General features: G+C 31.7%; 10 protein-coding genes. 9 read left to right on the top strand and 1 reads right to left on the bottom strand.

What is annotated here, in order from left to right; translation table 11 throughout:
• Positions 1-293 precede the first annotated feature (293 nt).
• From CN288_RS08015 to CN288_RS07965, 9 genes are all read left to right on the top strand, one after another.
• Positions 294-527: a hemolysin XhlA family protein gene (locus tag CN288_RS08015; RefSeq protein WP_026593405.1), complete on the top strand. Its 234-nt coding sequence runs from the start codon at positions 294-296 to the stop codon at positions 525-527.
• Between the two features lie 107 nt (positions 528-634).
• On the top strand, positions 635-940 hold the full coding sequence (locus tag CN288_RS08010) for a PadR family transcriptional regulator (RefSeq protein ID WP_098302089.1): 306 nt from the start codon (positions 635-637) through the stop codon (positions 938-940).
• On the top strand, positions 937-1,389 hold the full coding sequence (locus CN288_RS08005; protein ID WP_098302088.1) for a hypothetical protein: 453 nt from the start codon (positions 937-939) through the stop codon (positions 1,387-1,389). Before CN288_RS08010 ends, CN288_RS08005 begins: the two co-directional genes overlap by 4 nt.
• A gap of 1,105 nt (positions 1,390-2,494) precedes the next feature.
• Entirely contained in the window at positions 2,495-3,118 is a 624-nt protein-coding gene (locus CN288_RS07995) for a helix-turn-helix domain-containing protein (protein WP_098302087.1), read from the top strand.
• A gap of 852 nt (positions 3,119-3,970) precedes the next feature.
• Positions 3,971-4,384, top strand: a complete 414-nt coding sequence (locus CN288_RS07985) for a hypothetical protein (RefSeq protein ID WP_098302086.1) — start codon at positions 3,971-3,973, stop codon at positions 4,382-4,384.
• 193 nt (positions 4,385-4,577) lie between these two features.
• Positions 4,578-5,006: a hypothetical protein gene (locus CN288_RS07980; RefSeq protein ID WP_098302085.1), complete on the top strand. Its 429-nt coding sequence runs from the start codon at positions 4,578-4,580 to the stop codon at positions 5,004-5,006.
• A 552-nt stretch (positions 5,007-5,558) separates the two neighbouring features.
• A complete protein-coding gene (locus tag CN288_RS07975; protein ID WP_255259956.1) occupies positions 5,559-6,167 on the top strand; it encodes a hypothetical protein in 609 nt (202 codons plus the stop codon).
• A gap of 522 nt (positions 6,168-6,689) precedes the next feature.
• Complete coding sequence (locus CN288_RS28675; RefSeq protein ID WP_176527658.1) at positions 6,690-6,863, top strand: hypothetical protein; 174 nt, start codon at positions 6,690-6,692, stop codon at positions 6,861-6,863.
• A 1,241-nt stretch (positions 6,864-8,104) separates the two neighbouring features.
• Complete coding sequence (locus CN288_RS07965) at positions 8,105-8,308, top strand: hypothetical protein (RefSeq protein WP_098302083.1); 204 nt, start codon at positions 8,105-8,107, stop codon at positions 8,306-8,308.
• Between the two features lie 261 nt (positions 8,309-8,569).
• On the opposite strand, the gene CN288_RS07960 is transcribed toward CN288_RS07965, so the two are convergent.
• Entirely contained in the window at positions 8,570-8,794 is a 225-nt protein-coding gene (locus tag CN288_RS07960) for a hypothetical protein (protein ID WP_098302082.1), read from the bottom strand.
• Between the last annotated feature and the right edge of the window lie 200 nt (positions 8,795-8,994).

Raw genomic sequence — 8,994 nt, 5'->3', positions numbered from 1 at the left:
TTTCTTAATTGTTATGTAAAGACTGTCTACACTAGTGGAGTCTTGCCTACAGAGGTAAGGCTTTTTTGTTTTATCTAATTTTTTGTCTCATACTTAAAAATAGAGAGAAAAAGATTTTATAGAATAATTGATCAAGACTTGTTTATTTTTGGTAAATCATATTGATTAGTATTTAATTTTTTTTAGGAGATGTTGTATGTGCAAGTGTAACTTGCTCTTTTTTATACTATAACCATTTATTTTTATATACATATAATGTATTAAGAATTAATTGTAAAGGAGAAGTATGTTATATGACACAATTGGAGGAACTAGAAAAAGATGTTAATCAAATGAATCTAGATTTAAAAGCTATTCAACATGATGTGAAAAATTTAGAAGCAAGAATACTAGTAGCTGAAAGGGATGTTTTAACTATTAATAAACAATTAGATAAAATCAGTGCGAATACTACATGGATTTTACGATTGATCGTAAGCGCATTGGTAACAGGGGTACTTGGTGTACTCGCAAGAAACTTGTTATAGGGGTAGCACTAACATGGCTTTTTTTATTGACTTCATTTCAGTAATAATTTATTATTACGTTACACGATATAACGCGAAACGTAATAATATTTAAAAGAGGTGATAGAGTGGTTGGAAAAAATAAATTTTCAGAACCTACATTATTTATTTTGATAAGTCTTGCTGAGGAAAATCGTCATGGTTATGCAATTATGGAGGATATTGAAAAAAATTATGATGTTAAATTAGGGCCAGGCACATTATATGGAGCTATTTCACGTTTGGAAAAAGCAGGGTATATAGAGGTTCTTGAATCACAAGACCGTAAAAAGCCTTACAAACTAACAGAGGAAGGACAGATATATTTAACTGAACAAATAAAGGAAATTCAAAAAGTAACATCACTTGGTTTGAAAAGGCTTGGTCTAGTATGAAGTGGCTTGTCTATATGTATCCTAAGCGTTGGAGAAGACGATATGGCAATGAATTGATTGAGGTATTGAAACAAACAGATTTGTCATTCAAAACAATAATGGATTTACTTTCAGGCATAGTTGATGCTTGGCATTTGGAACTAAGTGAAAGAGATATTTACGCGTATCGAATAAGCCAAGTATTAGTGGTAATTACCTTAATCAATGCTTTTATTATTTTGAAGTTGAAACCATTAAAGGAGGTTATTTTGGTGGAACAGATTGCAACGGTGACGGTATTTATTGCCATGGTATCTTTATTTTTATCAATTGCAACTTTTATAGTAAGTTTGTTTAAATTTGGAGTAAAAGAAGGTTTTTCTCTTAAAACCAAATTAACTAAAATATCAATTGGTTTAATGGGAACATATGTAGTTTTTATTGCTACCTTTATAGCGTTAATTAATTAATTTAAAAAGTTGAAACAACTGGCTCATTTTCGCTTACTTATGCTTGCGACGGCAAGATTTTTTGCGAGTTTGAGCCTTTATCTTTGGGATGGTTATCTGGTCAAAAGTTTATCGCAAAACAAAAGTGGAGGGGTCACCCTTATACAAATATTTTGGTTAACTCATATGAGTAATAAAGGATTTCGCATGGCAGTTGTCAATGTCTTGGAGCGGTACCGGACCGAAGGGAGGATAAGGAGCGGAAAGGGATTGACAACTTCACTACACCCGAACCCTCTCGGCATTGTCAAAACCATTGTTTTGACCTGCCTACCGGCGAGGGAGCCCCTCAAGGATTGAGGGGTTGGGGTGTTCGATGGATGGGGCCTGGGGAAGAGTTCCCCAGTGGGTTTGGGCAAAGCCCAAGGCTTGTTTTTGCCATGCTGGGTATGGCTCGGCGAAGCCGAAAAAGCGTCGCAGACCCCTATCGATTTTGATGCGTCAGCGTCAAAATACGTATAGGGTTACGTTAATTGACTCCATTTCGTCGCTTTGCTAGACTTATGGTATCAATTAATTTAGGGGAAGTGGTGGTACTTTATGTTGTTCTCTATTTCATTTAATCAATCTCACTAAAGTTTATTAAGCCATAATAACAGAGAAAACATTCATGGGAATCCCGGCATCGATCCAGCCAGATTAAACGAGAATACAGGATTTATAACATGAGTCAAAGAGTTCAAACAAGCTTATAAAAAGTTGAAGAAAAGAGCAATCAATTGATTTCGAACGTTAAAAAAGATACTTTAATGTATTTTTGGATAGATGCTTTTAAGAATAGATTAGCTACAAGTATAGTTTTAATCCCTCCATATTTGTTTATACGGCTTTTATTTTCTTCGATGGGGGTAGAATTACCTTAACTGATTAAAAATGTTTTAGAAGAGTTTAAGAGTGGTTTTATTTAACAATAGATTTCATGTTATGATAAAAACAGAAAAACCGCCCTTTGTCTTGGCGGACAGGCGGTTTTTCATAAACAGGTTGGAATCAACCAATTATATACTGTATATACATTCTAACATATAAAAGTTGATTCCTTCCACAAAAGGGAGCGAATTATTTTATGACAAAAGTTGTAGATTTTGGACAAGCCGAAAAAAATGCTAGAAAAAGAGATTTGGAGATTGAAAATAAAAAATTTGAGCAAGATCATAACGAGGTTTCTAAAGCTGAATTAGAACAAGCTATGGAAATTATGGCCAAAGCTACTGGTAAAGAACTTTACATAGGCACTAAGAGAAGCCCTCAGTCGAAAGTGAGGTTTGCTCAATTTATACAAGAGAATTGGAAGTTTTTAAGGGATGAAAAATATTTTACTAGTGAAGAAAAAGTTTTTTTAACTGATATGCAATGTAACGTTAGTATGCATTCAAATGCAATTGTAGATGATGTTAAGAAAAAAGTTCCTTGTGCATTAACTATTGTAACAATCTCAGAGATGTTACAAACATCTAGGCCCAAGATAAGTAGAATAGTTAATTCTTTGATAAAAAAAGGAATTATATCCAAATCGATATCAGGTGATTTTAAGGATAATCATCAAGCTAAGGATTATGTTTTATTTGTAAATCCAAACATTATCATTTCTGGTAGTAAAGATGATGTTTCGGAACATTTGATTTTACAATTTAAAAATGTAATGAGTAAACATAAGGTTTTAAAAAAATTACCTGTTAAATTATTTTAGAGTTGCTTTTGCGACTCTTTTTTTGTTTATTTTCTCCATTAATTTACAACAGGACCGTATCAAATTTGATACGGTACCGTATCAAATTTGATACGCTAACTAAAAGTAAGAACTGTTGATATAATTGGTTTAACTTATATTTTTCTAACTATTACTATCTCACTCTTATATTTAGGGCTAAAAGTTCCGCAAGGAACAGGTAGTATTTTTGAGCAAACAACGCTCAAAAATCTCCACCTTTTTCGCTTTGCTCCATCCTGGCAAAACTTTTTTCGGCTCGTGTGCTTTTCTCGCCAAGCCGAAGGACAAAAAGCAATGCAATGGTTCTCGGCTTGGGCTAGCAAGTATACGAGCCGAACCGCCAAGATCATTCGTCCTGGATTCGTTCTTATCCGTTATGACGTTACGTTTCAAACCGTGGGGTCTCGCCCCCACACGACGAGCCCGCACTCCAAACAAAAAGCAATGGAAGACCAAAGGGCAAGATCCAAACAAAGGGAGTGGGCAAGCTACGGGTATGTGATCACATACCCGAAAAACGATGTTTTTGACTTGGTAGGGGATCCCTACAACCTTTTCCGAAAACGGTTGTCGCTTTGCTCGATTTACAGTAAATAAAAAGATAAGATTAAAACAAAAAAATAAGCGGCCCATATGGACAGCTCATTGACATAATTCACGTTAGCGGAAGTTAATGTATCTTGTTTATTTAATATTAGCTATAGGTTAATTGAACAAAGGTGGTTATTCATTTCAATATTTCGATTATTCTAATTTAAGGGAAAATATTACATTTTTACTTATTTACATATAAAATATTTAAGTACGTTAATACTTAGAGGAGGGATTTTCATGAAGAAAATGTTATTGGTAGTAGGATCGTTAATGTTGTCAATGGTTGTATTGTTCGGATTTAGTGAATCAGCAAGTGCAGCATCTTCTTCTGTTTATTTTGAAACTGATAATATCGAAAGTTCACAATCTATTTATGTTTCATCAGGACGTACTGTAACAGTCAAAATTAACTCATGTTCTAGAGTGAATTGGAGTAGCTTTAAGAAAGACTCAATGTCTGTATCTCAATGTGGACCCGCTATCTCTGTAAATTTAACTAGTGTTAGTACTGGTAATTCGACATCTACAAAGGTTGTTGGATCTGATGGATATGTAACATTTACCAACATGGTGGGTGGTACTTATTATGTTCATTTCTATGATTCATGGTCTAGCTACTTTTTCAGCGGTTGGAGTACAGTAAGTAGATAATAGACCTTGTCATTCTTCGGGATGATTTTTTCTTTTGCTTAATTAATGTATATTCCATACATGCTCGGTTAACATAACGCCACATTATCGTCACAGCACTTTTGACTATTCCAATAAAAAATAACCATTTACACTTTAGAGGGAAATGATTACTATAAAATTGTTAAAAAATGTAATTAAAGGAGTAGTTGAAATGAAAAAAAGAATTCTTATTCCGGTAATGAGTATAGGATTTCTAGTTTTTAGTGCATTTCATAGTCCTGTGCAGAATACAGTTTCTGCTCAAATTAACAATGAAAAATCATCCATAAATGAAAGTGAGTTTTGGCTTTATGATGGGGATTCAATAAGATACTACCCTTATTTTAATACTTTTATTGGGATTGCTGATGTAAGTTCATCTAATGAACAAGAACCAAGCCGTGTAGTATTTGAGTTTTATAATTTAATAGGTGATCTATCATATGTAACAAGTGCCACTATCCCTAATCATAAGCATTCAGCTTTTCAACCATTTTCAGCCCCTATAAATTCTCTAGAAGAAGCTACCTATTCAGTAAAGGTCAAAGTTATAAATGCAAAGGTAGATCCAAATAAAGTTAAATTTGCTCATATAGAATAATACGTGTGTGAACATGTACACAGAAGGAGCCTTTATTTATTAGAAGCTCCTTCTATTTATCTAATATGTTCTGTAACTTACTTTGCGTTTTAGGTTATGATTGCTCTCTCTCCCCCTAAAAAATGGGTACAAGTTGTCCTTTTAAAATATGAAAATGGCGATGAATAAAAATCCATGTAAGGTTAACATAACGTATGATTATCGGTAGCAAATACAAGGTGGAATCCTTGTGTTTATTAGGTTCTTTTCTCTTTTTTATGTAAAGTCGACATGCAAGATTTTATACATGGTTGATATAGCGGGGATTTTAGGGATCCTCGCTATATCAACCATGTATAAATTTGATTATGATTGTTTTAAATCATAGTATATGTTGATGTTAAAAAAAGACGAGTATATGCTTAATTTGTCTAAATTTTTTTATGTATTCTTGTTTATTTTTTGTTATGTTTATTTTAAGTGTTTTTTATTTATATTATATCGCCGATATATCGCTTATAAAAATAGAAAGAGGTGGTAGCGATGGCCGATACGGGCGATACAGAAATTGAATTGTTAGAGGGAATCCCTAAGGAATTAAAAAGTCATGATATTGCTAAAACATTTGGAATTGCTGAAAGTACAGTTAGGAAATATGCCCAATCTCTTGAGAAAGCAGGGTATGTTTTTCGAAAAAATGAAAATAACACAAGGATTTTTACCGATATAGATGAGTTAACGTTTAGAGATTTGATTCAAGCTAGAAAAGAAGCTGGAGTAAACCTTGATATGGCGGCTTCCGTAGCAGTGATACGAAGACAGAAGCAAAAATCACCGATACAAAGCGTGCAACCATTGATAAATAAGGAATCAAAAGATGATTTGATTTCGCACAAAATGCGATATGAGATTCAGAAATTAGCAAATTCATTTCAAAAGCAAATAGAACAAATTGAAGAACAAAATCAAATCATAATTTCTAAGTTGCAAGCATCTGAAGAAACTGAAGTTGAAATAAAAAAACAGTTATTGGAATCTCAAAAAAGGGAAAAAGAAAAAGATCAACAAATTGAAGATATGCAAAAAATGATTGAATATATTTCAGAGAGAGATATAGCTTTTGATAAAAAGATTGAAGAAATTTATCAAGAAGCTAAAAAACCTTGGTGGAAGAGATGGTAAGACACAAGGTTTAATATTTGTTGTATTTTACTCTTTTTAACAAGTTGTTTTGAATAGCAGAAAAACAAAAAAGTTTATCTTTTTTATAAAATGGAAGTAAAAAGAAATGTGTGTATCTATGGATAATAAAGGAGATGTTTATACTGAAGATCTTTTTCTATTTCTTAATTATTCTGTTATTTCTTGTGGTTGATTACTTTTGGTTAGAAGATGAGAGTAAAAGATGGGGATGGTTTAAAAATAGAAGTAAAAAGCAAAAAACAATCATTTTTACTCTTGTTCTTCTCTTAACTTTCATAGGATACATACTTCTTGATGCTAAATACTTCCTTTCGTAAGTTAAAAGAACCCAATTTTTTTGAGAATTTAATAGTTTATATCATCCACTTCAATAAGTGGGGTTATGGTAATTAGTGAAGTATATATTTTGAATAGAAACCTATACCTAATATTGATAATATATAATTACAATTAGAACTGAGTAATTTTTTGTTTATAAAATAGGGAGGTTTATCATAAGGAATGGATCATATTATTGCAAATAGTAGTTTTGATTTGAAAATATATTATGTTTTACTACAAATAGCTTCATTGTTAACTTTAAAAAAGATTGTATTGATTGAAGAAAAGAAAAAACAGTTAATACTACAGATACAAAAAGAAAAGAAAATTCCTAGTAATCCATATAAATTGTAACACAAAATAAAAGACGACTTTTATTTTGCAAGTATGTTTATTTTTTATAGAGTCTATAAACTTTTTATTGGGGTAGCACGCACATTTTAACGTTTTTATATTTTAAGGGATTCTCAAAACTTATTGTTACCTTATTTGTAAGCGACTCGAAATAAAAAGGCGAAGACATGACAGGATTTGTTGTCTTCGCTTTTTTTTGACACAAGAAAAAAATTTACTAATCAAATGAGTGGAAATTCTGTTTTTTTGATCTGTTAACTTGTCCTATTTGTTTGTTTAAAATTATCAATCAGTATTAGTTAGTTGGTTGATAGATAACTATTAACTACATATTGGAAATCCTAAGAATACTAGTAATGAATAAAATTCTGGTGATAGAGAAACTCTAAAAATGATTTTATCGTTGAATTTAACAATTAAAAAGTAAGCATCTCCCTCTTGATAAATACATGCGGATACCATAAGAGAATACACCTCCTTATATGATATATCTTATAAAAAATAATAGAATGTGCTTGGACATTCTCGGTTATATCATATTAGTTTTCACTTGAAAGAGGATGTAGTGATGACATAATTTTGTAAGTTTCTTTGTTTTTTATAAAAAATAACGGGTACCAAAAATAACTATAAAAAACATGGTATGAGGGTATCGTTCTTTTAAACAGAGGGAAAATATGATAGTATGAATTTCCACATTTGAAAGAAAATAAGATTCAAGTTGTTGTGCAAATGAATCGAAAAAAAGAACATTCCTTTTGTAGGGGAATGTTCTTTTTCATAATATCATATAATTATGCTTTAAAATGTTTAAGCATAGATTAGTAAAGAAAGATTTCTTTATTCCCGCTGGTTACTTCCCTAAATAAAAAGAAGCGCTATTTAAGGTATTTATTTTTCATAACAATTGTAAAATATGAGCATATAGGGGTACCGCTACATTGTTGACTACTGATAATGAACATTATGCATATTAGAGAATATCGAACATAAAATGATATTAACTTCATGGCGTTGCTGTGTTTTAGCGTTACCCCTACGTTTTCGAAAAGGAATCTGTATAAGATGTCTTTTTGTTTTTCACCTTTTGAATAGGACAAGCATATACTGCTTGTACCTTATTAACTTTAGTAACCTTAACTTTCGTTAATGGGGATTCTCATAATCCTTTAAAGAGCGCTCACGGAAATGGGTGCTCTTTTTAGTAGATAAAATGGATATTGAAATAGGAAGGACGATGAATGGTGGACGAAATACAACGATTTATTGCTAACAATACACATCAGCTTGGATACATTATGGATGAAGCTAGCAGGAAGTGGATAGAGCAAGACCCTAAAGGTGCTTTGACAGTAGGAGCAAGTAAAGGAACAATAGATGCTTATGGTAGTTATTATGATCTGTTGGAAAAGTTAGCATGCCTTGAAGAAGGAAAAAATATTTAGCATAATGATTAAACCAATAGCAATTATCGTAGGCACTGCTATGATCGGCCTAGCGTCTTATTTGTTGTTCAGGAACTCTACCATCCCTTTATTTACAGTGTTTTGAATGTATACTTTTGTTGTGTATTTTGAGGATATCAAGGGATTTGTTGTAAAGTCAATATTTAAGGGGAAATGAATGTAAACAAATATGTAAAAGTTTACATTCGAGAAAAGAAAAAAAGAATCCTATTAATTTTAGGACTCTTCAATGTGTAGGGACTAAGAACAACACATTATCGCCTTGTTAAAAGCATCTTCAGGGATATATACTTTGTTGTTTTTAACTTTATATGGAATATCATTTTTTTCAAGTATATTTGTATCAACAGATTCTACCGTATCACCCCATTGTATGTATTTGTCGCTGTATCCTTTTGAATACAAAAATACAACAAAAAGAATCAAAAAACCTAAAAATAAAAATAGTATTCTCTTCTTTCCCATTTTTTCACCTCTTTATCAATAATACATATATACATGATTTATAAAAGTGAGCTTAACTCTCATAGACAAGTATGATAAAATAAGTTTTACGTTTTTTGGGGACTTCAAGATTATTAACTTGATGTTGATGTGATGGAACCTCAAGTATGTAAAAATTTAAAAAAGTCCCTTAATTTTAATATAAAGGGACTTTGCTCACA

Origin of the sequence: Bacillus sp. AFS023182, from assembly GCF_002560575.1 — a bacterium.
Taxonomy (GTDB): domain Bacteria; phylum Bacillota; class Bacilli; order Bacillales; family Bacillaceae_G; genus Bacillus_A; species Bacillus_A arachidis.
This window is presented reverse-complemented; position numbering and strand designations above follow the sequence as displayed.